25 protein-coding genes are annotated in these 23986 nt (G+C 59.1%); 6 read left to right on the forward strand and 19 right to left on the reverse strand.

From position 1 onward, the window contains the following. The first annotated feature begins 55 nt into the window (after positions 1 to 55). The 6 genes from WCX49_RS03770 to WCX49_RS03795 are packed head-to-tail and all read left to right on the forward strand — an operon-like array spanning position 56 to position 6134. Positions 56 to 1795: a molybdopterin-dependent oxidoreductase gene (locus WCX49_RS03770; protein ID WP_345986244.1), complete on the forward strand. Its 1740-nt coding sequence runs from the start codon at positions 56 to 58 to the stop codon at positions 1793 to 1795. Further along, on the forward strand, positions 1789 to 2976 hold the full coding sequence (locus WCX49_RS03775; protein WP_345986245.1) for an aspartate aminotransferase family protein: 1188 nt from the start codon (positions 1789 to 1791) through the stop codon (positions 2974 to 2976). Before WCX49_RS03770 ends, WCX49_RS03775 begins: the two co-directional genes overlap by 7 nt. After that, a complete protein-coding gene (locus WCX49_RS03780; protein ID WP_345986246.1) occupies positions 2933 to 4228 on the forward strand; it encodes a TolC family protein in 1296 nt (431 codons plus the stop codon). The genes WCX49_RS03775 and WCX49_RS03780 overlap by 44 nt, the downstream gene beginning before the upstream one ends. Continuing rightward, complete coding sequence (locus tag WCX49_RS03785) at positions 4225 to 5220, forward strand: SAM-dependent methyltransferase (RefSeq protein WP_345986247.1); 996 nt, start codon at positions 4225 to 4227, stop codon at positions 5218 to 5220. Before WCX49_RS03780 ends, WCX49_RS03785 begins: the two co-directional genes overlap by 4 nt. Further along, positions 5220 to 5420 (forward strand): sulfur carrier protein ThiS, encoded by a 201-nt coding sequence (gene thiS, locus WCX49_RS03790; RefSeq protein WP_345986248.1) that lies wholly within the window; start codon positions 5220 to 5222, stop codon positions 5418 to 5420. The genes WCX49_RS03785 and thiS overlap by 1 nt, the downstream gene beginning before the upstream one ends. A gap of 30 nt (positions 5421 to 5450) precedes the next feature. After that, positions 5451 to 6134, forward strand: coding sequence for a DUF4386 domain-containing protein (locus WCX49_RS03795; RefSeq protein ID WP_345986249.1), 684 nt, complete (start codon positions 5451 to 5453; stop codon positions 6132 to 6134). 48 nt (positions 6135 to 6182) lie between these two features. On the opposite strand, the gene WCX49_RS03800 is transcribed toward WCX49_RS03795, so the two are convergent. The 19 genes from WCX49_RS03800 to WCX49_RS03890 all read right to left on the reverse strand — a co-directional run bounded on the left by WCX49_RS03800 (position 6183) and on the right by WCX49_RS03890 (position 23888). Next, positions 6183 to 7697 carry a hypothetical protein gene (locus tag WCX49_RS03800; protein ID WP_345986250.1) on the reverse strand — a complete coding sequence of 505 codons (1515 nt, stop codon included), beginning with the start codon at positions 7695 to 7697 and terminating at the stop codon, positions 6183 to 6185. 278 nt (positions 7698 to 7975) lie between these two features. After that, the gene (locus WCX49_RS03805; protein ID WP_345986251.1) at positions 7976 to 10345 is read right to left on the reverse strand and encodes an AAA family ATPase; all 2370 of its coding nucleotides are present in this window, start codon (positions 10343 to 10345) and stop codon (positions 7976 to 7978) included. Positions 10346 to 10352: 7 nt separating this feature from the next. Then, positions 10353 to 10712 (reverse strand): holo-ACP synthase, encoded by a 360-nt coding sequence (gene acpS / locus WCX49_RS03810; RefSeq protein ID WP_345986252.1) that lies wholly within the window; start codon positions 10710 to 10712, stop codon positions 10353 to 10355. Continuing rightward, the gene (locus WCX49_RS03815; RefSeq protein ID WP_345986253.1) at positions 10709 to 11377 is read right to left on the reverse strand and encodes a carbonic anhydrase; all 669 of its coding nucleotides are present in this window, start codon (positions 11375 to 11377) and stop codon (positions 10709 to 10711) included. Before WCX49_RS03815 ends, acpS begins: the two co-directional genes overlap by 4 nt. Before the next feature lie 9 nt (positions 11378 to 11386). Beyond that, positions 11387 to 11662, reverse strand: a complete 276-nt coding sequence (locus WCX49_RS03820) for a hypothetical protein (RefSeq protein ID WP_345986254.1) — start codon at positions 11660 to 11662, stop codon at positions 11387 to 11389. Positions 11663 to 11874: 212 nt separating this feature from the next. Beyond that, positions 11875 to 12336 (reverse strand): DsrE family protein, encoded by a 462-nt coding sequence (locus WCX49_RS03825; protein WP_345986255.1) that lies wholly within the window; start codon positions 12334 to 12336, stop codon positions 11875 to 11877. Between the two features lie 190 nt (positions 12337 to 12526). Beyond that, positions 12527 to 13453: a DUF302 domain-containing protein gene (locus WCX49_RS03830; RefSeq protein ID WP_345986256.1), complete on the reverse strand. Its 927-nt coding sequence runs from the start codon at positions 13451 to 13453 to the stop codon at positions 12527 to 12529. A gap of 11 nt (positions 13454 to 13464) precedes the next feature. Further along, the gene (locus tag WCX49_RS03835; protein ID WP_345986257.1) at positions 13465 to 13896 is read right to left on the reverse strand and encodes a DsrE family protein; all 432 of its coding nucleotides are present in this window, start codon (positions 13894 to 13896) and stop codon (positions 13465 to 13467) included. Position 13897: 1 nt separating this feature from the next. After that, entirely contained in the window at positions 13898 to 14275 is a 378-nt protein-coding gene (locus WCX49_RS03840; RefSeq protein WP_345986258.1) for a thioredoxin family protein, read from the reverse strand. Continuing rightward, entirely contained in the window at positions 14268 to 15176 is a 909-nt protein-coding gene (locus WCX49_RS03845; RefSeq protein ID WP_345986259.1) for an MBL fold metallo-hydrolase, read from the reverse strand. Before WCX49_RS03845 ends, WCX49_RS03840 begins: the two co-directional genes overlap by 8 nt. 13 nt (positions 15177 to 15189) lie before the next feature. Further along, on the reverse strand, positions 15190 to 16746 hold the full coding sequence (locus tag WCX49_RS03850; protein ID WP_345986260.1) for an OprD family outer membrane porin: 1557 nt from the start codon (positions 16744 to 16746) through the stop codon (positions 15190 to 15192). A gap of 149 nt (positions 16747 to 16895) precedes the next feature. Next, complete coding sequence (gene soxB, locus WCX49_RS03855) at positions 16896 to 18665, reverse strand: thiosulfohydrolase SoxB (protein WP_345986261.1); 1770 nt, start codon at positions 18663 to 18665, stop codon at positions 16896 to 16898. Between the two features lie 12 nt (positions 18666 to 18677). After that, positions 18678 to 19448 (reverse strand): sulfur oxidation c-type cytochrome SoxA, encoded by a 771-nt coding sequence (soxA, locus tag WCX49_RS03860; RefSeq protein ID WP_345986262.1) that lies wholly within the window; start codon positions 19446 to 19448, stop codon positions 18678 to 18680. 3 nt (positions 19449 to 19451) lie between these two features. Continuing rightward, positions 19452 to 19787 carry a thiosulfate oxidation carrier complex protein SoxZ gene (gene soxZ, locus WCX49_RS03865; protein WP_345986263.1) on the reverse strand — a complete coding sequence of 112 codons (336 nt, stop codon included), beginning with the start codon at positions 19785 to 19787 and terminating at the stop codon, positions 19452 to 19454. Between the two features lie 41 nt (positions 19788 to 19828). Continuing rightward, entirely contained in the window at positions 19829 to 20305 is a 477-nt protein-coding gene (soxY, locus tag WCX49_RS03870; protein ID WP_345986264.1) for a thiosulfate oxidation carrier protein SoxY, read from the reverse strand. An 11-nt stretch (positions 20306 to 20316) separates the two neighbouring features. Next, complete coding sequence (gene soxX, locus WCX49_RS03875; RefSeq protein WP_345986265.1) at positions 20317 to 20847, reverse strand: sulfur oxidation c-type cytochrome SoxX; 531 nt, start codon at positions 20845 to 20847, stop codon at positions 20317 to 20319. Between the two features lie 107 nt (positions 20848 to 20954). Further along, a complete protein-coding gene (locus WCX49_RS03880) occupies positions 20955 to 22130 on the reverse strand; it encodes a HAMP domain-containing sensor histidine kinase (RefSeq protein WP_345986266.1) in 1176 nt (391 codons plus the stop codon). Continuing rightward, positions 22120 to 22773 carry a response regulator transcription factor gene (locus tag WCX49_RS03885; protein ID WP_345986267.1) on the reverse strand — a complete coding sequence of 218 codons (654 nt, stop codon included), beginning with the start codon at positions 22771 to 22773 and terminating at the stop codon, positions 22120 to 22122. Before WCX49_RS03885 ends, WCX49_RS03880 begins: the two co-directional genes overlap by 11 nt. Next, positions 22770 to 23888, reverse strand: a complete 1119-nt coding sequence (locus WCX49_RS03890) for a cache domain-containing protein (RefSeq protein ID WP_345986268.1) — start codon at positions 23886 to 23888, stop codon at positions 22770 to 22772. Before WCX49_RS03890 ends, WCX49_RS03885 begins: the two co-directional genes overlap by 4 nt. Positions 23889 to 23986: the final 98 nt, after the last annotated feature.

Genomic DNA, 23986 nt, shown 5'->3' on the forward strand with positions numbered 1-23986 from the left:
TAGAGCTGCGCATAAGCCAAAACGGGATAGAATTGTCCCAAAAAACGGGAGCCCCATGCAGAATAAAACCGCCTGTCCCCTGGACTGTTACGATGCCTGCAGCGTCATTGTCGACACGGGCAAACTCAAAGGGGATAAAGCGCATTCCTACACCAACGGTTACCTTTGTCCCCACCTCAACCATTTCTGGAAACAGGAGCGCATCACCCAGCCGAGGCTGAAGGGCGAAGTCGTGTCGATGGAGACGGCCCTGGCACACCTGGAGACGCTGGTACGCGATGCCCGCGAGGGCAACGGGATCCTGCACTACCGCAGTTCGGGCAACTTCGGCCTGATGCAGGGGGTGACGGACCACTTTTTCGCTTCCGTCGGCGCGGCGCTGACAAAGGGCTCGCTCTGCGACGGGGCCGGGGAAGCGGGCGTGGTCGAGGGGCGCGGCGCGAACCGCGTGCTGCCGCCCGAACAGATCGCCGAGGCCGACGTCGTCATGGTCTGGGGGCGCAACGTTCCCGTGACCAATTCCCATCTGCTCCCCTTCCTCAAAGGCAAGGAGCTGATCGTCGTCGACCCCGTGCGGACCGCCTTTGCCGACAGTGCGGATATCCATATCCAGCTGAAACCCGGCGGGGACCTCTATTTCGCGTTGCTGCTGGCCCGCTTCATCGTCATCGAGGGGATGCATGACGCCGAGTACCTGGCCGAGCATGGCGAGGCGTTCGAAGAGTACTACGAGCTGACCCAGACGGTGCGGATCAAAGCCGCCCTTGATGGCATCGGGCTGGGGCTCGGTGACATCGGCCGCGTGCTGGAGCGGCTGCGGGGCAAAAAGGTGGCCATCCTCGTGGGCACCGGCGTCCAGAAGTATCGTCACGGCGACGAGGTGCTGCGCGCCATCGATGCCATCGGCGTCCTTTTGGGGCTGTTCGGGAAACCGGGCTGCGGCGTCAGTTTCCTGGGCAGTTCGTCCAGCGGCATCCCTTCGCCTTTCACGGCGGCCCGCCGGTTCGAACCCAAGGCCGCGGCGTCCTTTTCCGATTATGACCTCGTCTTCGTCCAGGGGGCGAACCCGGCGGCGCAGATGCCGGATACGGGGCGGGTGGCGGACAGCCTCTCCAAGGCGGGGCACGTCGTCTATTTCGGTTTGTACGAGAACGAGACGTCTGCGATGGCCGAACTGGTCATCCCGGCCAAGACCTTCCTGGAGAAAGCGGACGTGCGCACCGCCTACGGCCACAATGCGCTGCTGGAGATGCCCGTATGCGAATCGGGTGCGACCGGCATCAGCGAATATGCGCTGAGTGCGGCGCTGTGCGCTGCCTTCGACGTGGCTATAGAGCCCGAAGCGGCCTACCTGGAGCATTTCCGCTCCTGCGGGGAGGTAGCCGGGGGGAAGACCCTGGTGCGGGGACGCGATGCCGTGCCGTATGCCGACGGATTCGACACGGATGACGGGCAGTTTTTATTCCTCGAGGAGTATGATTTCGACTTCGATATGCAGGAGGATTATTTCCTCATCTCCCCGAAGAGCCCGCGAAGCCTCAACTCCCAGTTCGAGCGCGAATCGCAGGCCTTTATGCACCCGGGCTGCGGCATCGAGGAGGGGACGCCGGTGCGGCTTGTCTCCGCGCAGGGAAGCGTCGTGCTGCCGCTGGCCCACGACGAACGGCTGCTCGCCGACTGCGTTCTGGTCTACGCCGGGACGCCGGGCGTCAACAATCTGACCTCTTCTGCACTCAGTTATGCAGGGGGGAACGCCTGTTACCAGGCAAACAAAATCAAGGTGGAAGCATGTTAGATACGATCAAATCCATGGACGAACAGTTCGTTCTGCCGACCTATGCACGTCAGGACCTCGCGTTCGAGAGCGGCGAAAATGCGCGCCTCAAAGATACGGAGGGCAAAGAGTACATCGACTTTACCTCCGGCATCGGTGTCGTCAGCGTCGGGCACGGCAACCCGGTCGTGACCAAGGCGATCTGCGAGCAGGTGGGACGCATCACCCACATCTCGAACCTCTACCGCATCGCACCGCAGGCCGACTGTGCCCGCCGCATCGTCGAGCGCAGCGGTTATGACATGAAGTGCTTTTTCGGCAACAGCGGGGCCGAGGCGAACGAGGGGGCCATCAAGATCGCACGCAAGTACGGCGAGGTGGACGGTCAGGTCAAACGCTACAAGATCATCACCCTCGAGCACTCCTTCCACGGCCGGACCATCACCGCGCTCAAGGCGACCGGGCAGGAGGCGATGCACAACTACTTCGGCCCCTTCCCCGACGGCTTCGTCTACGCCAAGTCCATCGACGAGATCGAGGGGCTGATTGACGGCCACACCGTTGCGGTCATGATCGAACTGGTGCAGGGCGAGGGCGGCGTACAGCCGCTCGACCGCGCCAAGGTCCAGGCCCTCGCCGCCATGCTCAAAAAGCGCGACGTGCTGCTGATGGTCGACGAGGTTCAGACGGGGATCTACCGTACCGGCGAGTTCCTCGCCTCGAATCTCTACGGCATCGAGCCCGACGTCATCACCCTGGCCAAGGGGCTCGGCGGCGGCGTCCCGATCGGGGTCGTCATGACGGCGAAGAAGGATATCTTCGCCCCGGGTGACCACGGTTCGACGTTCGGGGGGAACTACCTCTCCACGGCAGCGGCGAATGCCGTCCTCGATGTCCTCGAAGCGTATAAAGAGAGCGGCAAGCTCGACGAAGCTTTCCTGTACTTCGAGACGGAGCTCAAGAAGCTGTTCGAGGAACACCGCGGTCTCTTTACCGATGCGGTCGGTTTCGGCATGATGCGCGGTCTGCGCGCCAAAGACGCCGAGACCCTCGCCCGCGTCATTGCGAATGCCCGCGAAGAAGGGGTCCTCGTCCTCAAAGCCGGACGGAACACGCTGCGGTTCCTGCCGCCGCTTACCATCAGCCGGGAGGAGATGGATGAAGGGTTTGCACGCCTTCGCCGCGCTCTGGCTGCTCTGTAGCGGCCTCTCTGCCGCCGAGCAGAACGCAACGGTCCTGTTCGGCGAGCAGTACCCCTCCGCATCCGAACGGCAGGGCGTCTCCCTCGAAGCCTACCTCTCCGACCTGAAGCGCAAAGCCTTCGGGTACGACTATGCGAAGACCGAAGAGGAGAGCGCGAAGCTGCGTGACAGCTGGATCCAGCCGGCGGTGATCAGCTACACGCTCAACCGCCAGAACCCCTACAACGGGCAGGGCGCACCGGAGACCCAGCAGGAGAGCGCCTCTATTGCCATCGACCAGCCCATCTTCCGCAGCGGCGGGATCTACTACGGCATCAAATACGCCGAGGCGTCGCGCGACGTCGGGATGCTCACCATCGCCCAGCAGGAGCGCACGCTGATCAAGCAGGCGGTCGACCTGCTGATGCAGATCAAACAGTCCGAACTCGGCATCGCCAAACAGAAGCTGCAGGTGGATAACGCCGAGATCAACCTGCTGCAGAAGCGCGAACAGTATATGAGCGGGCAGCTCGATTCGGGTTTCCTGAACAACGCCATCATCGAACGCAACGTCGCCAAACAGGCGCTGCTGGACCTGCAGACGGCGCAGGAACGGCTCGTGAGCGCTTTTGAGAGCATCAGCGACCTCGATTACCACACGGCAAAGATCCCTTTTCTCGCGATGGTGGATGAGGCGCGCTTCATGGACGGCACGATCGACCTTGCCCTGGCAAAGCGTCTGCGCGCCCAGGAACGCTACAACAAAGACGTCACCCTCGCATCGTACCTGCCGAGCATCAGTGTGCAGGGGAGCTACAACTGGCAGAAGCAGGAGTCCTTCTTCTTTACCGGTTCGACCGCCATCAAATCCCAGCCGCCGGAGACGGCCTACTACCGCTACGGCGTGAAGGCCTCGATGCCCATCGACATCAACAGCGTCAACGACTACGAAGCGTCGCGGCTGGCCTACCTCAAGGCAAAAGTGACCATCGACGATACGAAGCGGGCGCTGCGGGCGCTGTATGAGCAGGTCGCCGACAATCTCCGGAACATCGACGCGAAGATCGCCCTGGCCAAAGAGAACGAAGCGCTTTACGCCACCTTGCTGCAAGACACCGAAGCGCAGTACGGGGCGGGGCTGAAAACGCAGTACGACGTCGAGCTGCTGGCCAATTCGAAACAGGTCGAGCAGCTCAGCCAGCGCAGCTACGAGATCGACCGCCAGCGCGAACTGCTGAACCTGTATGAAAAACTGAGTGACCCGGAACAATGAGATTCAGCGACTACATGACGGAGTGGCTTTATGCCGACGACGGCTACTATGCGACCTACCGCCCCATCGGCAAAAGCGGGGACTTCTATACGGCGGTCAGTGCGTCGAAGTTCTTCGGCGGGACCATCGCCAAACACCTGATCGACGTCATCGACGAGGGGTTCTTAAGCCCGAACGCGACCGTCTGCGAGATCGGGGCGCACCACGGCTACCTGCTGGCCGACATCGTGGAGTTCATCTATACCCTGCGCCCGGAACTGCTGCAGACGCTCTCCTTTGCCATCGTCGAACGGTTTGAACACCTGCAGGAGCAGCAGCGGCGCTACTTCGCGGACTCTTTCGGGGAGGCCGTCACACTGCGCCACTACACCGCGCTTTCGCAGATGAACGAGCCGGAGGCGTTCTTCGTCGCCAACGAGATCTTCGACGCTTTTCCCTGCGAACTCTACTACAAGGGCAAAACAGGCCGGGTCGAGAACCACGAGGTCATTTTCGACGTCGACGACGCCTGGGTGAAAGCGAAGGCGGAGCAGTTCCACAAGGACCGGGGCGAGATCGCCGTCGGGTACGAGGCATTCGCGCAGGAGATGGCCGCAGCGGCGCAGCAAAGCGAATTCATCACCTTCGACTACGGGGAGATGCAGGCACGCCCGGACGTCTCGCTGCGCATCTACAAAGAGCACGGGGTCTTCCCCTTCTTTGACGAGGCCCTTGACCGCGCGGAGGCTTTCAAAAAAAGCGACATCACCTACGACGTCACGTTCGCCCACGTCAAGGAGGCCTTCGAAGCCGCCGGGATGCCGATGGCCGAATACGCGACGCAGATGAAAGCTTTGGTAGAGATGGGCATCCTTGAACTGCTGGAGATCTTAAGAGCGAATGCAGACGAAAAAGTCTATAAACAGGAACTCGAAAAGGTCAAAACGCTGATCATGCCCCAGTTCCTCGGGGAGCGTTTTAAAATGATACGATTCAGAAAGGAGAGAGCATAATGGAAATCATCATCAACGGGGAGACACGGACCGTCAAGGAAGATACCCGTCTGGGCAAACTGCTCGACGAGATGGGGCTCCGGGAAAAAGTCATGGCGGCGGCCATCAACATGGAGATCGTCAAGCAGGACCTGTGGGATACGCATGAGCTGCACAACAACGACCGCCTCGAACTGCTGGACTTTGTCGGCGGAGGCTGATTCGGCCCGCTGAAGGGCAGGGAGGCAATCATGGGACAGGCAGCCGGCAGCCGGGAGCTCAATACCCCGGCCCGCATTGCAGGATTTGCATGGCTCGTCGTGATCATGGCGGGCATCAGTGCGGAGTTCCTCCTGCGCATGCCGCTGATCGTACAGGGGGATGCGGCGGCGACGGCCGCAAATATCATGGAAGCGGAGGGGATCTTCCGTCTCAGTCTTGCTGCGGATATCGTCATGCTGCTCTTTGACGTGACGGCCACGGTGGCGCTTTATCTCCTTTTTCGGCAGACAGACCGGCTCCTGGCACTGTTGGCAGCCGCCTTTCGGCTCATAATGGGTGCGGTCCTTGCCGCCAATCTTATCACCTTGGGTTCGGTACCCTTTGTCCTGCAGGGTTCGGACCCCGCTGCGGCCACAACCGTGCAGCTGCTTCTTGACGCCCATGGCAGCGGATACGATATCGGCCTCGTCTTTTTCGGGCTGCACTGTTTTCTTCTGGGCATCCTGATCATGAAATCCGCTTATCTTCCCCGTCTGCTGGGCGCGCTGCTGATGGCGGCTTCGCTTGGGTACCTGATCGACAGTTTTGCCCACCTGCTGCTGCCGCAGGGTACGCCTTTTCTGGCAATGACGGCATCGATCCTGATTGCGCTGGCGCTGCTGGCCGAGCTTTCGATCGCGTTCTGGCTGCTGGTAAGAGGGGTGAAATCGTAGTGCGGGAAAAGGAGGGCGGCGGATGCAGGCATCCGCGCCTCTCAAAGTTTATGGCTGTGCCGGTTCGACGCACTCTTCGTCGCAGAGCGGGCAGTTTGAGGTCGCGGTCGCTCTGACCTCGGTGCCGTTGAGCGGTTCGGTACCGATCCCCACAACGGTATTGCGGTGTGTGTTGTTGATCGCACATTCTGAGACCGTGGCCGTCGGGCGGTAAGTGCCGCTGAAACTTTCGCACTGGGTGCGTCCCTGCGGGTCGTCGGCCGGGTAAAGCGCATCGTAATCGAACATCTCGCCGGACTTGTCGTCGGTGACGTGCACGTTGGTAAGCAGGGTCCCGTTTTGTTCGTTACAGACCCTGCCTTCGTAATCAACGCGGACGACGACTTGGCCCCCGAGCGTTTCGAGCTTCTGTTTACAGGTTTTCGTAATGGAGATCGCCGGGTTGAGGGTGATCTTCTGACAGGTTGACTGCGCTGTTTCCGGTGCCATGGCGTACTCCCCGATATGACCGGTCGCCGTAATCGTGTTGGTCGGCGGGTTGAGGTAGGAGTTGATCGTATAGCTGTAGCTTCTTGACTCGCCCGTTGCCAGATCCGTCATATCGCTGAGGGTCGGATCATCGTTCGGGTCCTCCGGGCTTCCCGCGTCGTCATGGAACTCGATACGGTCGATCGTTCCGAAACCTTCGTTGGTCACGGTGTACTTGAAGGTGTGGTTGATGGTGATATAGTCGGAACGTTCGAGCTCGGAGGAGAGACACTCTTTGGAGATGCTCAGTTTACAGGTATCGAGATTGCCGCTGACGAAGTCTTTGAGCTGGGCGTTGACACGGTGGGATGAGCGTGTCTCCATAAGATAGGAGCTGAAGCAGGGGACCGCATTCTCAAAGATCCAGCTGAGGTTGATCCCCCCTTCGAAGAAACTGTTCTCGGGATAGGTGTGCTCGGGCATGCCGTCGACGAGCGATTTGGGCGTATAGGTATCCCAGGCCTGCGTCGGGCTGCCGTTGGAGGTGGCGAAGTAGTAGTTGTCGCCGCCGCCCTGGCCTTCGAAGATGAGTTTCAGGTTGTCTTTTTGGGTGTCGTCCCATTCGTAGAGTTTGACGTGCGCCTGGGTTCCCCCCTGCACGAACTCCGCGAGCATCAGCACGTCGCCGTTTTTGTGGACGCCTGAAAACGTACCGTCCGGTTTGGGGGCGACACGGTCCTGGAAGAACCAGACACCCATCTGGGCCGATCCGTCGGTGGAGTAGCGGTCGCCCATCAGGTAGACGATCAGCTCGCCGTTGGCGTTGTAGGCTGCGGCGGCGGAGTGGAGGATCTCATCCTTGTCCGGGACCGAACCGTCCGTCCAGCGCCACTGGGTGACATCGCGTATGTCTTTCGAACCTCCGCCGGTAAAGATGCTCATACCGAGCCCGTCCACGATGATCCCACTGTCGCTGAACGCGCTGTCGAGCCCGTTGGCGATATCCTGCCAGTCATCCCCCGGGACGGCCGCTTCGCTGATGATGTTGCCGTCGAGTTCAAACTGCCCCGTGGCGTGGGGTTTTTCCCATGCCAATCCGTTTACGGCAGCGCCGAATAGTAAGCCTGCGGCCAGGAGATTTCTCCAAATCCGCCCATTAGAAGTGATCTGTTTCATTGTCAGAGCCTTTTCTGTTAAGGGGCAGGGACAGCGAGGCGTTTCGGTGTATTTCCCCTTCGCCTATTGGCCTTGAGAGCCAAACCGTTTCAGTTCTTCCATAACTAAATATTATTCCTATCGACCTTAAGAACCGGTAAACACAAAATTAAACTTTGGATAATACCTGCCGGAAGGGGCAGGGAAAAGCGGTATGTTCAGGCAGTATGCGGCGCGTTTACAAGGGCTTTGAGCTCGCTGCCTTCGATGAACTCCGTAGCGATAAGCCGTTGGGCAACGGTCTCGATCAGGACCCAGTGCGTCTCGATCACCTCTTTGGCCCTGGCGGTTCCCTCGGCGATCCAGACGGCAATGCGCGCTTCCAGCGGCGCATCGAAAAGGGTATTACTGACATTTTGCTGCAGCAGTTCGACGCTGATATTCTGCAGCTCGCTGTCCATGCCGTACTGGGCGACGGCGCTGTAGGCGTAGAGGGTGGCCTGCTGCAGGTCGTTGTAGGCCCCCGTTTCGATCCCTTCGCCCTCGCCGAACTGCTTGACCGTGGCCAGCCGTCCTGCCAGCGCGACGGCAATGTTGGCGCGCAGCTCATCGGCACTCATGTTTGTCTGGAGCTTCTCCTGGGTGTAGGAGACGAGCCCGAGGGTCTCGCTGCGGGGGATGACGGTGACCTGTTCGATTTCGACGGTAGGAAGCAGGACCATGGAGGTGACGGCATGCGCGGCCTCGTGGAAGGCGCTGCGCCGCAGATCCTCCTCGAAGTTCTTGAGCCGTTTCTTCTCCAGGCGGCTGCCGTATTTGATGGTATTGATCTGGTCGATGATGATCTGTTCATCCAGCTGCGCCTTCCCCTGCTTGATCGCCTCCAGTGCACAGGCTTTGGCGATACGGCCGAGTTCGTAGCCGTTCATCCCGCTCATATAGCGGGTGATACGTTCGATGTCGATTTTCGCATGGGGTTTGTCCAGCAGCTGCTTGGCGAAAAAGAGGCGGGCCTCCCTGTCAAGTTCGGGCACCTCGACAAACTGGTCGATGCGCCCGGGGTGCATTAGCGCGGCCGGCACCTCCTCTTTGTGCTGCGCTGTCATCACGGTGAAGACAAAGTTGTCCGGGGCGTCGGGAGCCGCGTCGATGGAGGCACCCAGGGTTTCGGTCGGGATCGGGGTGTAATTTCCCTCGATGATCCCCTTGACGTCGACGTTATCGAGGATGATAAGCAGGGGGGCGGCCTGGCGGGCGCGCTGGAAGGCCGCTTCGATCAGCTCCTCGTTGAAAAGGTCGCTTCCCCGCAGGTAGAGGTAGGGGAGGCCGGCTTCCTTGGCGAAGGCTTTGACGAGCAGGGTTTTTCCGACGCCCTCGGGACCGTAGAGCAGCAGCCCCTTCGGAAGCGTGATGTTGAACGTATTGAGCCCCCGCTCATTGTGCAGCAGCGTGACCAGCGCGGTGAGCTGCTGTTTGACCCGGTTCTGGCCGGCGATAGCGTCGAAACCGATGCGGCCGACCGGATGGATGGTGAGGCGGTCGCTCTGCAGCGGCTGCGGGACGTACTCCTGGGCATGCTCTTCGACGGAACGCAGGCGCAGCTCCATCCCCTCTTTGCCGCTGCGGCGTTCCCAGTTCAGGCTGAAACGGCGGTCGTATTTGCCGAAGGATTTCAGGTCCGACTCATCCGCAAAAGTACTCTGCAGCCAGTGGCGCGCATCTTTGGAAACATCAAGGATTATCGACCCCGTCTCCGGCATGCCCGTCTGGGCAAGGTCGAAGAGGTAGGCGGGCAGGCGGTGGGCGATGCGGGTCGTGTTGAGGTAAGGGGAAAAAGAGAGGAGCATCGCCAGGGCGAGTTCGGAGGGGTGCTGCAGTTCAAGCGTGACGGGCTGGGTCGCATTCCAGCGAGCGCTCGCGGTCCGGAGCACCTCTTCGGTAATGGTCTGCAGCGCCGGGAGGTCATGGGGGTAGAGGAGGATAAGGTCCGTCTCGCTCATGACATTGAGCAGTTCCGGGTCGAAAAGCGCCCGGAGGCCGCCGTTGTCATCGGGGATGCCCGTGGTCGCCAGGGTCTCAAAGAGGTGGGCCTGTTCCAGCAGCGGCTGGTCGTAGTAACGCTCGAGGCGGCTCTTTTCGACCCACTCCGGAGCCTTGATCTTAAAGAGGAAGACGAAGAGGGTCTGTCTAAAACGTTCCGGCGCACCGGGCGCACCGTCCGTGACGATGGCGGCGACGGCGCGCTGGATCGCATGGTCGGTCGCGTCGATATCTTCGAAAACGATTGCCCCTTCGGGGTGTGCGGCGACCCACGTTGTAAGGATCCCTTTGGGCCCGAGCAGCCGGTCGAGGTCATCCGAAAAGGCAAACTCGCCCATATGTAGGTGCAGACGCTCCCGCTTGAGCAGCGCCAGGGTCTGCAGCATCAGCAGCTTTTTCCCCGACGCGGGCGGACCGGCGATGACCAGGAGATCGGCCACACCGCCGAAATGGAGGCAGCTTCCCAGCCGCTGAAGCCAGCTGCGCAGCAGTGACGCCGGTTTGTCCTGGCCGATCGGTGCGGGAAAGGTGTCGGGTGTCGTATTCATACGACTATTATAGGGAGTTTTTACCTTCAAGTGCAACGACGGCGATGGCGAAGCCGCCGTCATGGGTGATGGAGAGGGAGGCGTCGGTAATGCCGTACCGTGCGCGGACGCTTTCGGAGAGGGTGAGCCGGGGGGCGCCGCGATCGGTTTTGCTGATGGTGATGTCGTGGAAACCGCACTCGCCGCCGATGCCGCACCCCAGCGCTTTGGCACAGGCCTCCTTGGCGGCCCAGAAGCCTGCGGCGGTATGGGGTTTGCTGACAAGGGTGATCTCCTCGGGGGAGAGAAAGCGCTGCAGTGCCCGGTCACCGTGCCGCTCAATCAGCCCTTCGATCCGCTCGATCTTGACGAGGTCGATGCCGATCATAGCTGTTCGTAGTCGGCGATCTGGTGCTGTTCTGCGAGGTCGCTCAGCGGTACAAAACGCTTCTGTTCGGGGTCATAATAGCGGATGTGCCCCGTCTCGATGTCGTAGTACCAGCCGTGAATGAAGAGTTTCTCCTCTTTGACCAGTTTGTTGACATAGGGGTAGGTGAGGAGGTTCTCGATCTGGGAGAGGATGGAGAACTGCTCGGTGAGGCGCAGCAGTTCTTCGCGGTCGCCTTCCGTTCCCAGGACGGCGACCGCATTCTCTTTTGCCTTCATCCCCAGGGAGAGCCATTTGCGCGTATGGATGAGCCCGGGATCGCTGATCTCTTCGAAGAGCGCCTGACAGGCACCGCAGTGGGTATGCCCGCAGATGATGATCTCGGAGACTTTGAGGACGCTGACGGCGTATTCGATGGCCGTGGCGGTGGCGTGGAAATCTTCGTCGGGCTTGTAGACGGGCACGAAGTTGCCGACGTTGCGCATGACGAAGAGGTCGCCCGGCTTGCTCTGGATCATCAGGTCGGGGATGACGCGCGAATCGGAGCAGCCGATAAAGAGGGCCTTGGGGCTCTGCCCCTCCTTGGCGAGGCGGAGCAGTTCGGCCTCATGCTCTTTGAAGTAGACCTTTTGAAAAAGTTCGTTGCCTTCGGCGTATGTCTGCATGGGAGGGGATCAGAGCTTGCAGCGCTCGATGTTGAGCATCTTCATCAGTTTTTCAAAGATGGCACCTGCTTCGCGGTCGTAGTCGTCGTGGTATTCGATAACGATGAGCTTGCGTCCGTTGACGCTTTCGGTCAGGTAGACGCTGCGGTCCAGTTTATGTTCTTCGTGGATCTGTGCCAGGGCGGCATTGATCTCTTTGTACTGCTCCTCGGTGTCGTAAGCCAGTGTGATTTTGGTGTAACGCTCTTCGCCTTTGTAATCCGCATCAATGCATGGTGCTGCCATAGGAATCCTCTACCGTTTATCTTTGGGTTGATTATACTGAAACTCTTTTGAAGGAAGCGAATCCCGGGGGCGTTTACGGGCCGGGGCGCTCAACGTGCTTCGATTCTGACCGTGAAAGATGCGGCGACGAAGCGTTTTAGGATCGGGGGAAGACGGGGGTGCATGGGCATTTTCTCGAAGTCAGGTTGTGCTTCAAGAAAACCCATAGTGGGTCAGTCGCCGACGGGAAGGTAGGCGTACCCCTCGTTCTGTTTTTCGATCAGGCCGACACCGGCGTTCAGGACGGTCGCGATGCCGGGGTAGACATCCCTGGCGTCGATCTTCTTCTTGGTCATCCCCGCCTGGCACATCAGGAAGGTGACGTCATAGGTTTCTGCCAGCGCGGCGATGCGCTTGGCGAGCTCCGGGGCGGCTTTGAGCAGTTCCGGGTCCTTGGCAAAATCAAAGTGCGCCGGCTCTTTGAGAAAGAACTTGTAGGCGTTCCCGTGGATGACGACGGCGACGTCGAGCTCTTTGAGCTGGTTCTCAAAGTAGGTCTTGTGGGCGACGATCCCTTTGAGGATCTTCTGTTCAAAGGTGTGCATATCGCCGGTGGTCAGGTCGATGACGACTTTGGGGTTCTCCGCAGCAGAGAGCGAGAGTGCGGTCAGCAGGACGAGGAAGAGTTTTTTCATGCGGTCTCCTTGGTGGAGTGCATCATATCGGGGGAAAGTAAAAACTATGTAAAAATCGCGATCTAGTGTCCGGTCCCCGTGGCTGCCTGCGGTTTGTGACGGAACGAACGTAGGAGTAGAAGAATGAATCAAACCAGTTCGGCAGGGAGGGGGCCGAGTATGCAGGCAGCCCCGGGGACCGGACGGAGGGTTACTCCGTCAGGTCGCTCAGGAGGGTTTCGAAATCGTCCTGGGCCTTCATGAGCTCGGCCGTGGCCGCAGCATCCTGGACGCGTGCGCTGCTCATCCAGTTATAGACGCCGGGGAAACCGATGACGATCTTGTCTTCGCCTTTTTTCTTGTACATCATCATCGTACAGGGCGCGAAGGCCGAAGCCTGCGGGCGCGTCTTGGCGACGTTGTAGATCACCTTCAGCTTACAGATGGAGTAGCTGTCATAAAAATCAAACGGGTTGTCGATGCTCTCATCCTCACCGACGACCATCTCGAAATCGAGGGTGTTGGAGAGCACGAAGCCTTTGGGGCTGAGGCCGCCCTGGATTCCCATGGCGAGCTCCTCTTTTGCATCTTCGTACTCATCCTCTTCCACTTCGAGGCTGTAGGTTGAAACCAGGGGCCCCGTTGCCGGGAGCGGGTTCTCGTTCTCGATCGCGACGGTGGCTTTCGGCATCGCTTTTTCCAGAGCTTTCATCGCGGCCGTTTCGATACCTTTCACGATCGGGTCGACACTCTTAAGACCGATGATCTTTGCCATCGCTTCGGCGGTCAGCACGGAGACGTGCAGCTGCTTCTCGCCCTTGTGCTGGTAGATCCCGAAGCCCATCGGCACGAAGATACCCGCGTCGGGGTATTTTACGACGAGCTTACGGGAGAGGTCCGTATGGTACGCCGTCAGCAGGTAAAAGACCTCGAAGTCGCTCTGCTGGAACTGGATGTTGAACGGTTTGTTCATCTCCGTATTGGCGGCGATAGTGAAGCCGTTGGCTGCAAGTGAACGTTCGATCACCTGCGGCAGGTCGCTCTTGGGATCGTTGTCGACGCTGTAAATGCGCAGGTCACCCTGGGCATGCAGCGCGACAACGGCGGTTATCAGGAAAAAAAGCATCTTTTTCATCATGGTGTAATCCTTTAGGGTTTGATGTAGACCCAGCCCTCTTTGACCCGCTCGATCATCTCGACGATGCCGGCGGTGACGACTTCGACGTCGTCGATCAGCTGGTCTTCGGTAATGTTTTTGGTACGCATCGTATTGCCGCAGGCGACAAACGTGACGTCGTACAGCATCAGCGTGCGTACCCGCTCCGCAATCTTGGGATTGTCCTTGAGCAGGGTACGGATCCCGCCGGAATAGGCGACGATCTCCATTTGGACCTTTTCCGGTCCGTAGAACTTCAGCACATTGTTGGCGGAGCTGAGCACATGGTTGATCGCCTCGTCACTCCCTTCGGTCACCGAGAAAACGACCTGGCGGGGGTTATCAAGGGCCGGTTTGGGGTCGGCGAACGCCGTATCGGCACTCAGCCAGGCGGCGAACGCCAGTAAAATGATCAGAAAACGCATGTTACTCCTTTGTGCACGCCGCTTCGGTCAGCGCGGTAAAATCTTCACGGTTCCATGACCCGGGCACCGTCTTGATGACGCGGCCCTCCGGGTTCAGGATGATGAAAGTCGGGCTCATTGGGACCCTTGCCTCGAAGGGAACGTCCCGCTTCGAGAGGTTGATCTTGACCGGCACGAAACACCCCTCCACCCAGCGGCTCATCTCCGCGTCGTCGAAGACGGCACGCTCCATGTCGTGGCAGTAGTGGCAGTCGTCGCGGACCAGGGCGGCGAGGATGTTCCTGCCGCGCTGCGCAGCTTCGGCCGTCCCCGCTGCCCAGCTGCGCCATTCGACGGCGTCGGCGAACAGCGGCAGCAGCAGCCACAGCAGCTTATTCATCGTCCCACTCCAGCATCCGGTAGGCCACTTCGACGTTTTGCGCATGCATCGCGTCATAGAGCGCGACACTGCGGAAAGCGTCGAGGCGGATCGTTTTGGTGGCCTCGGCAATACCGATGCCGTCGTCGATGGCATCGCGGACACGGTCGCGCAGCTGCGTCAGGTAAACATAGGTCATCTGCAGTGCGTCTTTGCCGGTGTTTTTGCCGTGGCCGCCGATGATGTGCTTCAGCGGCATCGCCTGCACCGTCTCCAGCGCGGCGATCCATCCGTGGAGGTCGCCGTCGCGCAGGGAGGGGATACGGTCGTTGAAGACGAGGTCGCCCGCAAAGAGCGTTTCACGTTTGGGCAGATAGACCATGAGGTCCTCTGCCGTGTGGGCCTTCCGGGTGAGCCGGATGATCCGCAGCGTTTCGCCGTCGACATCGAGCGTTTCATTGGCATCGATACTGTGTGAGGGCAGCACGACTTGAGTCCCGGCATAGGCTTCGGGGCTGATGCGTTTCTGCATCCGCGTCGTCTCCTGCGGGTTGACCGCTTTTTGAAAGAGGCCCGGTCCGTAGACGGGAATTCCCGCTGCGGCGAAGTAGCCGTTGCCGAGCCAGTGGTCGTCATGCACGTGGGTGTCGATGACCAGGGCGGTCGGCTGTGCTTTGATTGCCTGCATCTTGGCCGCGGCCTCTTTGGCATAGGCATGGGTCGGGCCGCTGTCGATGACGAGCCAGCGGCGGCCGGTATCGACGTAGCAGCTGTTGACCATGTTGCCGTTGTTAACGGTGTTCATCGCCTCCGGCTTCCCGAAGAAACAGTAAATGCCCCGGTCGACGTTGACCGGTTCGAGGTGGTACTCGAACGCCAGCGCCGATGTGATACTAAGCCACACTGTCCAGAGCATTTTCATCTGTCGATCCTTCTTAGAAGAGGTAGTTCAGCTCGAAGCGGTACTCGTTGTAGGAGTCTTTGTCATACCCCGCTTCGCGATCTTTTGCATCGACCAGGCCGACGCGGACTTTGGCTTCCATACCCGGAATCGCCTTGATCTTTTCGATAAGGTCGATATGGAGGATGTTGCTGTCCGCCTGGACGCCTGCCGCCTGCTTTTCCTCGTCGAAGTCCTGCATCGCATAGCGGACCATCGCGCTCAGACCCGGCACCAGCCCGGCTTTGTCAAAGTTGTAGTTGACCTGTGCGGCAGTCGTCTTGGTATTGGCGTACCAGTTGTACTGCGCCATCGCACGGGTATAGCCGCCCGTCGGGAAACCGCGCCACGGCGCGACGATGTCCGCTTCGTCGGCGACGGCGGAGTAGGCGACCATCATTTTGAGCGGGCCGCTTTCGGCGACGAGGCGCGCCATCCAGAGGCTGGAGTCGAGGCTATCCGGCGTAGCGTAGCCTTTGGTGTCGTCAAAGACGGCCGTGCCGCCCGTCCAGTCGACAAGGGTGCCTTTGAGGGACGCACCACCGACTTTCCCGCCGCCGTCATCCATCTGCTGCATATAGCGTGCACCCGGTGTAACCGTCCAGCCGCCGACAGGGATGGCATAGTTGATCTCACCGGTCAGGGAGCTGACGACGCCCGGCACGCCGCCGTAGGTCAGGTCGAGCTGCAGGTTTTTGATCGACTTGTTCTGAATATCGGCGACGATCAGCGAATGGGTGATGTCCTCTCCCGCCGCGCGGAAGTTGTTGACGCTCAGACCCTTGTGGACCGCGGAGTCGTCGTTGCCGTCCCAGTGCGTTTTGACGCTGGTGTTGGAGTCGTCGTAGGTAAGGACGTCGTGGAAGGTCTCGTGGTCACGCAGCTTCTGCTGGTAGAACCAGGCACCGCGGATCCGTGTCTGCGGGAGCTCTTTGGTCGTGAAAGAGTACCCTTCGAAGGTGTTCGGGATCATCTTCGTGTCGTTGGACTTGGTCAGAAAGCTTTCGAAGATCTGACGGCCGGCGACGAAGGAGGTCTTGGAGATGTCGTACTGGACATAGGCCTGTGCCAGTGTCGCGAAACCGTAGGTGCCGAGGCGGTTGACGTTGTAGCGGCTGGTCGTATCCTTGCCCGCCTTCAGGTAGCCGATGTCCGCTTCGGACATGCGCTCGCCCGGGAACGGTTCGTCGGTATAGTACAGACCCGCGCCGACACTCAGGCCGTAGAGGGATGCGGTCTTGTAGATCAGGTTACCGCCGAGCCCCAGGGCACGGTTGTCTTTGTTCTTGGTCTGGGCCGTGTCGTCGTTCTTCCAGTCCCAGTTGAAGGAGTTGACGCGAAGGCGGCCGTAGACGATCCCTTTGGAGAACATCTCGGTAATGGTGTCCGCCGTGCCGGGAACAACATTGTAGACTTCCATCATATTGCCTTTCAGGGAGCGTTTGACCTTGAATGCTTCACCGTCGTCCGCATACGCGTTGCTTGCCAATGTACAGGCCAGTGCTGCTGCCGCAGCTGCCGAAATGAATTTGATTGATTGAATAGTAGCCATTTTCTCATCCTTTTTTTATGAGTGGCGTGAGATAATGTCCATGGTGAAGAATCACTGTCCATGCGACATTCTCACTGCTTGGCGGCAGGTACCAGCTGCCGCCTTCCTCTGGTTGAAACTCTACACTCCGTGCACGAAGCCCGTGCCGCTTACGAACATCCCCCGCCTTTTGCAGGACAGCCGCAGTCGTAGTCGAGCAGTTTGACGTTGCCCGCATTGCTGACATCGACCGTTTTCTTGCGGCGGATGTAGTCGCGGACGACGTCGTAGACCGGGCGGGTCTTCCCTTTTTGGAGGTTGGAACCCGCATTCTGCAGGTTGCCGCCCCAGGAAGAGACCACGTAGGTCTTCTTCGGATCGAGCGGCTTGCCGCCGATACGCAGGTTGCTGATACGCTTGCCGCGCGGGTTGCCGACGGTGATCTCGTAGGTCACCCCGCCCAGGCGGCTCATGTCGCCGCCCTGCTGATAGAGCGGGTTGGCGTTGAAGACGTTGTCGGCGATATCCTCGAGCAGGGCGGCGATACGCTCGCCTCCCAGTTCGAAGGTATAGACGTTGGGATAGGTGATCCCGCACATCTCGTAGACGTTGTCCATCAAAATGTCGTCGCCCGGCAGGACCGTTGTCCCCCAGCGGTAGCCCGGCGTGAAGGAGATGTCACACTTCATCTCGTCCATGATCGCGTCGTTGATGAGCTGGTCGAAGGTCGAGAAGAAGGTGTCGCGCTTGTAGAGCAGCCCCTTCGTCTTCCCGAGTACTTCGTTCAACTCCTTGTCAAACGGCGCATAGAGCTCCGCGACGAGCTTTTCGCCCGCCGGGTCCGCCGGAATGATGTTCGACGCGACCGGGATAAGCTTGTACTCGTACCCCTTGACCTTGTGGTCACGGATATCGATATCGAGGCGGCCGACATATTTGCCGTGGCTGCCCGCGATGACGATAACCGTACCGTCGATGACAATAGGTTTCGGCGAGGGGTCGTGCGTATGGCCGCTCAGAATGAAGTCGATGCCGTGGACCTTGCGGGCCACCTCCTGGTCGACGCTGAAACCGTCGTGCGACAGCACGACGACACAGTCGACCTTGTGCTCTTCGCGCAGCTCGTCGACATACTCCTGGAGGGTGTCAAGCCGCAGTCCGAAGCTCCACCCCTCGGTAAACTCTTTGGGGTTCGCCGTCGAGGTGAACGGGAAAGACTGGCCGATGATGCCGATCTTTGCGCCGCCGCGCTCTTCGATGGTGTACGGTTCGAAAATAAGCTCTTCGTACTCCTCGGCAAACGGATCATCCCCGATGATGTTCTGGGAGACGAACTTCGCGTCGAGCATCCCGATGAGCTCCTTGACACGCTCTTTGCCGTAGGTGAACTCCCAGTGGCCGACCATGACGTCGACACCGAGGTAGTTCTGCGCCTTGACGATCGCTTCGCCCTCTGTTTTCAGTGCGACGCCGGTACCCTGCCAGGTGTCGCCGGAGTCCAGCAGCAGGACTCTGTCCTTGCCGCGGCGCTTCTCGACCTCGTCGATCAGGGTCTTCATGTGGGCGATACCGCCCATCTTTCCGAATTTTTTCGCCAACGTTTCGAAATCCATGTGGGTATCGAAGTAGGCGTCAAGGGAGCTTGGCTCCAGCCCGTAGTGTTTGGCGAAGGATTCGCCGCACAGGAACCCGGGGGTTCCGACGAGGTTCGGCGCCGAGATCAGCGTCGAAGGCTCGCGCCAGTAGAGCGGCTTGATGTGCGCATGCAGGTCACAGATGTGCAGCAGGGTCACATTGCCCGTCTCTTTGAAATCGTACAGATCGGCAAGCGTGATGTCCGCGGGGCTTTTGCCCCCGACGGTCGTCGCGTAGCTGTTGGAAACCGTCACCAGTCCCAGTGCCGCCGCGATCTGTAGAAAATCTCTTCTCGAAATATCCATAACTGCTGTCCTTTAGCGTTTCAGACCGGGGATGGCGATCGTTTTGTTTTTCGCCTTGGCCAGGTTGGTCACGTAGACCTCCAGCCCCACCATCTCGTCCGAACCGATCGGCAGCACCGCCAGCAGGGCGTTTTGCATACAGCCCTGGAAACGGCGCTGAAGCGTGCGCAGGGAGGACTTCGTCATCCGGTAGGCCGGCCAGGTCGCGCCGGCGGCGTTCTCACCGAGATCCGGCAGCGGCTGCGTGCGCAGGACCGAGCCGATGATGTCGGCCGAGTGGCAGCTGTTGCACGAAAGCCCGCGCCCGCCGCGTGCGGTCATGAAGACCTCTTCGCCGAGTTTGTACGCCGCCTGCATCTGCGGGTTGGCGTTGACGTCGACGCGGACCGGCTCTTCGTTCGCCAGTGACTTGGCGTAGGCCAGCATCGCGAACATCTCTTTGCTGCCGAGCTTGAACGGTTTGTGGCCGTTCTTGGCCATCAGCGCCTGCATCACCTGGTCGACGCCGAGGACGGCGTCGAACTGCTTGATGTAGCGCGGGAATCCCGAGATGTATTCGGGGAGTTTCGCCTCGGAGACGCCCATGAACTTCGCCAGGCCGGCGTCGCCGCCGCAGTTCTCCTCGACGAGTTCGCCGCCCCATTCGACGTCCATCTCCGCGGGGTTGTTCTCCAGCAGTTCGGCATAGAGCGCACGGTCGGCGTCGCTCATGGCGAACTGCTCACCGCCGAATGCCAGCGTGCCCAGAAGCAGGGTGGCTGCAATGATTGATGTAGCTTTCATGGCTCAGCCTTTCGGTTTGAGTTTTTTCGACTGCTCTTGGACTTCGCCGGTGTTGGTCTTGTAGACGACTTTCAGTGTCCCTGCGGCGGGTACTTTGAAGTTGATCGTGAAGACCGGGTTCGTCGAGACGGATTCCCAGACCTGCATCGTCGTGAACGGGGTGTCGTTGTAGAAGAACTTCACCTCCGTGATGTAATCGGCGGGAACGATCTTGCCGCTCTTCTTGTCTTTGCGCATCCCGGTTTCCATCGGGTGCATGACCATGAAGTTGACCTTGACGACGTCGCCGCTCTTAAACTTTTTCGGTTTGATCTTGATCAGTGATTTTCTTTCTGCCATTGTCTATCCTTTAATGTTGTTGCTCGGGTATTGCGCGGCGATCAGCCGCATCCGCCGATCGTGACTTTGACGCTCTGCTTTGCGCTGAGAAACTCGCCGGTGCTGGTTTCGGCGACAACAAGGACGTCCTGGGAGCTGCCGAGTTTGATACGTGTCGCGAACATCGCCGCGCCGTTGGCCGGTGTCAGCATGATGTCGGCACAGCGTACGTTGCTGTTTTTCGTCGCGAAGACGTGGATCGCTTTGACATAGTCGTCGTTGGTCATCGGGGAATCAACCTCGATGGTGACGGGTACCACGGCGCCGTTTTCCGCGATTTCAGGGGCTTTGAGGTGCACTTTCTTCGAAGGTGTCACGGCCTTGCCGCCGGTGATGGCCTTGAGGGCCGTATCGATATCCATCGTGTTGGGCCCTTTGGGCGCTTCCGCTGCGAGCAGGCTCTGCGGGGTGAGGGTTGCTGTTGCTGCCGTGGCCGCTGCGGCCAGTCCGATACGTTGTAAGAAGCTTCTTCTTTGCATAGGGTTCTCCTTTAGTGTTTGATGGAAACGATATACGAGGTGATATCGCAGATTTCACGTTCGGTAAAGAGGCCGGTCGTGAGGTTGATCGTCATATGGGTGTTCGGATTGTCGACGCGTGCATCGGCGATCTTCTGGTAGACGAACTGGTTGTCGCGGGTACCCGTTTCAATGAAAAACGCGTGATAGTTTGTCAGGTCCGGCCCGATATTCCCGGCGCCTTTGGCCCCTTCGATATTGTGGCAGGCGACACAGTTGCCGTACTGCTTCGGCGAGCCGTCAGCATTCTTTTTCGTCAGACCCGCGGGCAGCTTGCCTTTGGCTTTTTCTCCATTGAGATTATGGAAAATATAGGCGCCCCGTGCGATCGCGTCCTTGTCGTCCGTGATACACCCTGCAGGCATCGTGTAGGCCTTGGCCGGCCCGAACAGATCCTTTTGGATGATCGACGCCGCTTCGGGGCGTTCGATGGCATCGGACAGGTTGGACGCGAACGCCACACCCAGACCGATGGTTGTACTGAGTAGCAGCCATCTCTTCATCGTGTTTCTCCTTGCTTGGTTTCGAAAATTGTAACGGTGGAATGTAAAAACAATGTAAAAAAATATAAAGATTTTTGATGCGAGGGGCAAAAAGTTTTATTACCCGTTTAAATAGCGGGTTTTTGGCAGAGTTCCGGCGGGAATACGTAGGTGAATGTGCTTCCCTGTTGCGGCGCGGAGGTGACCTCGAGACCGATGCCGGCCTCCTCCATGATCGCCTTGACGATGTTGAGCCCGATGCCGAAACCGCCCTTGCCGGTCTCTTCGCGGTAGTAGCGCTCAAAGATCTTTTCGGTGTTCTCGATCCCCAGGCCGTAATCCTTGAAGGTGAGTTCGCAGCGGTGGTCGTACTGTTTCAGGGCCACCTCGACGATGCTGTTCTCGTGGGAGTACTTGATGGCGTTGGAGATGTTGTTGTCGATGATGCGCTGCAGCTGGGTCTGGTTGAAGTGCAGGACCACCCCGGGGTCGATTTCGGAGGCGATGGTGATCCCTTTCATGGCGGCGACCTCGTTGAAGTAGAGGATGCGCTCGCGTACGAAGGCGCTGACGTCGATGTCGTCGTACTCGAAAACGATCTGGCGGTTCTTGATGAGGTACTCCATATCGTTGTAGATGTTCGAGAGGGTCTTGGACGCCGCCTTGATGCGTTGCAGATATTTGCTTTGCGGGTGTTTCCGGTTGTAGAGATCGATGTTGATGTTGATGATCGAGAGCGGGGTGTTGATCTCGTGGACGGTATCTTTGATGAAGTTGTCCAGCTTCTGGTTGACGCGTTTGAACGGCAGGGCGAAACGCTGCAGGAAGAGCAGCGAAAGGAAAAAGACGAGGACGACGATGGCGATCAGAATTGCGGCGACCCGTTCGTAGACGGGTGCGTAATTGAGGTGGTTGGCGACGATGAGGTACTCCGCGCCGAAATAGCGCTCCCGGGGGAGGGGAATGATGAGGTAGGCACTATGGCTTTCGTCGATATGGTAGCCGGCGGCGAAGTGCTCCATCGGGAAATCGATCAGGGTGAAGACCGGTTTGAAGTGCAGGTCGTAAAGCCCCGAGACGATCCGCTTGAAACGGGGGTACTCGAAGTAGTTGTCACGGTTTTCGTCATACTCCTCCATGGCGCTGATGATGCGCGAGGCGTGCTGTTTGAGCATCAGTTCGTTCTGGATCCCGTGGATCTGCTTCATGTAGACGGTATAGACGTAGAGCGGGGCGAGCAGGATCACCGTGATCAGTCCCGTGTAAAGCGCGGCGTTCTTGAGGGCGTACTGGCTATCTTTCAATGATGTATCCTACGCCGCGGCGGTTCTTGATGATGTCGGCGGGCAGTTTCTTGCGCAGGTTGTTGATCTGGACGCGGATATTGGCCGGGTCGACGTATTCGCCCCACACCTCGTCCTGGAACATTGCCATGGAGACGGCCTGGTTCGTGTGGCGCAGCAGGACCTCCAGGATGTCATTCTCCGTCTTGCTCAGCGTGATGGGCTCTTCCCTGTAGCTGAGCTGCATCCGTTTCGTGTCATAGAGCAGGTCCGGGGCGAGCTCGATCGCTTCGCTGTGCTTGTAGTAGTAGCTGCGCAGTGCATGTTCGATGCGCAGCTGCAGCTCGGTGAGGTCGAAGGGTTTGCGGATGTAGTCGCAGCAGCCGCGCTTGTACCCCTCTTCGAGGTCCTTGGTCTGGGTGCGGGCGGTGATGAAGATGGCCGGGGTCTCGTTGCCTTCGGCACGCAGGGTTTTGAGCAGTTCGAAGCCGCTGAGGCCGGGGACGTTGACATCAAAGAGGAAGAGGTCGAAGTGGGCCGCGCAGGCGGCGTCAAAAGCGTCGTCGCCGTTGGCGTAGGTCTCGACGGTGAAATCAAGGTCTTCGAGAAACTCCTCGATGCTGACGCGCAGGGCGTATTCGTCTTCCAAGAGCAGGATTTTCATCGTATCTCTCCTTCGATCTTTCGGGCGAGTTTGTAGTGGAGCATCAGCGCGATCAGCTCCTCCTTGGTGTAGGTGGAGAGCACGTCGCGCGCCTCCTCCATGAAGAGCTCCCGGTCCTCTTCGGGCACGGTGTCTTTGAGCGAGAGCAGGGCCTTGTCGTAACCGCTGTGGTAGACCTTGTTGTCGTACTGCTCTTTTTTGACGATGTCGTAGAGGTTGTTGCGTGAAAAGGCGAGCAGGAAGGAGAGGTTCTCCCCGCTGCGGGCGAAATGTTCGATGCTCTGTTTCGGCATGACGAAGACGAAGGCGCCGATGGTCTCGCCGTCGCCGTTGTGCATCGGCTCGAAGAAGATGTATTTGTTTTCCCGGAGCATGACACGCTCTTTACGCAGCTGTTTCATATCCAGGCGCTGCAGGACCTTGAGGTTGACGTTGTTGTAGCGGCGGTTTCCGACAAGGTACCAGGCGACGGAGGGGTTGTTCTGCATCAGCACGGCGGTATTGTAGTAGCTGTCGTCGAGCAGCGCGTAGAGGTCGATGCCGAACTTGTGGAAGAAGTCGGTACTGGCGTCGAAGAACTTTAGCACTTCGACGAAGCCGATGAGCTCCCCCTCTTCGTACATGGGGACCGTCGCTTTGATCCCCAGCCGCCGTCCGACTTCGATGGAAGCGCGCGGTTTTTTATGGAGGATGATCTCTTCGAGATCGCGGCGGTAGGTGTCGAGCGGCATGCCCGAAAAGAGGTTGTCCGCATCCCAGCTGCGGGCGAAGAGCGTTGAATCCGCCGTGATAACCTGGGCGCGTACAAGCTCGGAAGTGTTCTGCTGGACGCTCTGGATCATCCGTTTGAGCAGGGCGAAACCGGCCTCGTCGTCATCCTCTTTGAGGGCGTTGCGCAGGGTGTCGTTCTCGGAGAGGATCAGCGCGAAGCGCAGGGCGTCCTCCCTCTCGTTGCGCAGCTCGGTGCGGAGCGAAAGGCTGAGCTGGTCGCTGACCTCGTCGACGACCTGCCAGGAGACCTCTTTGTTCAGGGAGTAGACGGTCCACGAGAGCAGGGCGAGCATGGCTGCAAAGGGGAAAATGAACCAGAACCGCTTCGGTGTGATGATCGTCAACTTCTTCTCCGTCATAAGGGAGTGATGATAGCCGGATAATATAAATATTGTATAAAGATTTCAAATCTGATGAGAGCTTTTTGAGGAGACGGTTCCGA

The sequence above is a fragment of the Sulfurimonas sp. HSL-1656 genome, assembly GCF_039645585.1.
Taxonomy (GTDB): Bacteria; Campylobacterota; Campylobacteria; order Campylobacterales; family Sulfurimonadaceae; genus Thiomicrolovo; species Thiomicrolovo subterrani.

Coding starts and splice junctions, on each gene's coding strand:
- WCX49_RS03770 (WP_345986244.1), top strand. CDS start 56: ATGCAGAATAAAACCGCCTGTCCCCTGGACTGTTACGATGCCTGCAGC.
- WCX49_RS03775 (WP_345986245.1), top strand. CDS start 1,789: ATGTTAGATACGATCAAATCCATGGACGAACAGTTCGTTCTGCCGACC.
- WCX49_RS03780 (WP_345986246.1), top strand. CDS start 2,933: ATGAAGGGTTTGCACGCCTTCGCCGCGCTCTGGCTGCTCTGTAGCGGC.
- WCX49_RS03785 (WP_345986247.1), top strand. CDS start 4,225: ATGAGATTCAGCGACTACATGACGGAGTGGCTTTATGCCGACGACGGC.
- thiS (WP_345986248.1), top strand. CDS start 5,220: ATGGAAATCATCATCAACGGGGAGACACGGACCGTCAAGGAAGATACC.
- WCX49_RS03795 (WP_345986249.1), top strand. CDS start 5,451: ATGGGACAGGCAGCCGGCAGCCGGGAGCTCAATACCCCGGCCCGCATT.
- WCX49_RS03805 (WP_345986251.1), bottom strand. CDS start 10,345: ATGAATACGACACCCGACACCTTTCCCGCACCGATCGGCCAGGACAAA.
- acpS (WP_345986252.1), bottom strand. CDS start 10,712: ATGATCGGCATCGACCTCGTCAAGATCGAGCGGATCGAAGGGCTGATT.
- WCX49_RS03815 (WP_345986253.1), bottom strand. CDS start 11,377: ATGCAGACATACGCCGAAGGCAACGAACTTTTTCAAAAGGTCTACTTC.
- WCX49_RS03820 (WP_345986254.1), bottom strand. CDS start 11,662: ATGGCAGCACCATGCATTGATGCGGATTACAAAGGCGAAGAGCGTTAC.
- WCX49_RS03825 (WP_345986255.1), bottom strand. CDS start 12,336: ATGAAAAAACTCTTCCTCGTCCTGCTGACCGCACTCTCGCTCTCTGCT.
- WCX49_RS03830 (WP_345986256.1), bottom strand. CDS start 13,453: ATGATGAAAAAGATGCTTTTTTTCCTGATAACCGCCGTTGTCGCGCTG.
- WCX49_RS03835 (WP_345986257.1), bottom strand. CDS start 13,896: ATGCGTTTTCTGATCATTTTACTGGCGTTCGCCGCCTGGCTGAGTGCC.
- WCX49_RS03840 (WP_345986258.1), bottom strand. CDS start 14,275: ATGAATAAGCTGCTGTGGCTGCTGCTGCCGCTGTTCGCCGACGCCGTC.
- WCX49_RS03845 (WP_345986259.1), bottom strand. CDS start 15,176: ATGAAAATGCTCTGGACAGTGTGGCTTAGTATCACATCGGCGCTGGCG.
- WCX49_RS03850 (WP_345986260.1), bottom strand. CDS start 16,746: ATGGCTACTATTCAATCAATCAAATTCATTTCGGCAGCTGCGGCAGCA.
- soxB (WP_345986261.1), bottom strand. CDS start 18,665: ATGGATATTTCGAGAAGAGATTTTCTACAGATCGCGGCGGCACTGGGA.
- soxA (WP_345986262.1), bottom strand. CDS start 19,448: ATGAAAGCTACATCAATCATTGCAGCCACCCTGCTTCTGGGCACGCTG.
- soxZ (WP_345986263.1), bottom strand. CDS start 19,787: ATGGCAGAAAGAAAATCACTGATCAAGATCAAACCGAAAAAGTTTAAG.
- soxY (WP_345986264.1), bottom strand. CDS start 20,305: ATGCAAAGAAGAAGCTTCTTACAACGTATCGGACTGGCCGCAGCGGCC.
- soxX (WP_345986265.1), bottom strand. CDS start 20,847: ATGAAGAGATGGCTGCTACTCAGTACAACCATCGGTCTGGGTGTGGCG.
- WCX49_RS03885 (WP_345986267.1), bottom strand. CDS start 22,773: ATGAAAATCCTGCTCTTGGAAGACGAATACGCCCTGCGCGTCAGCATC.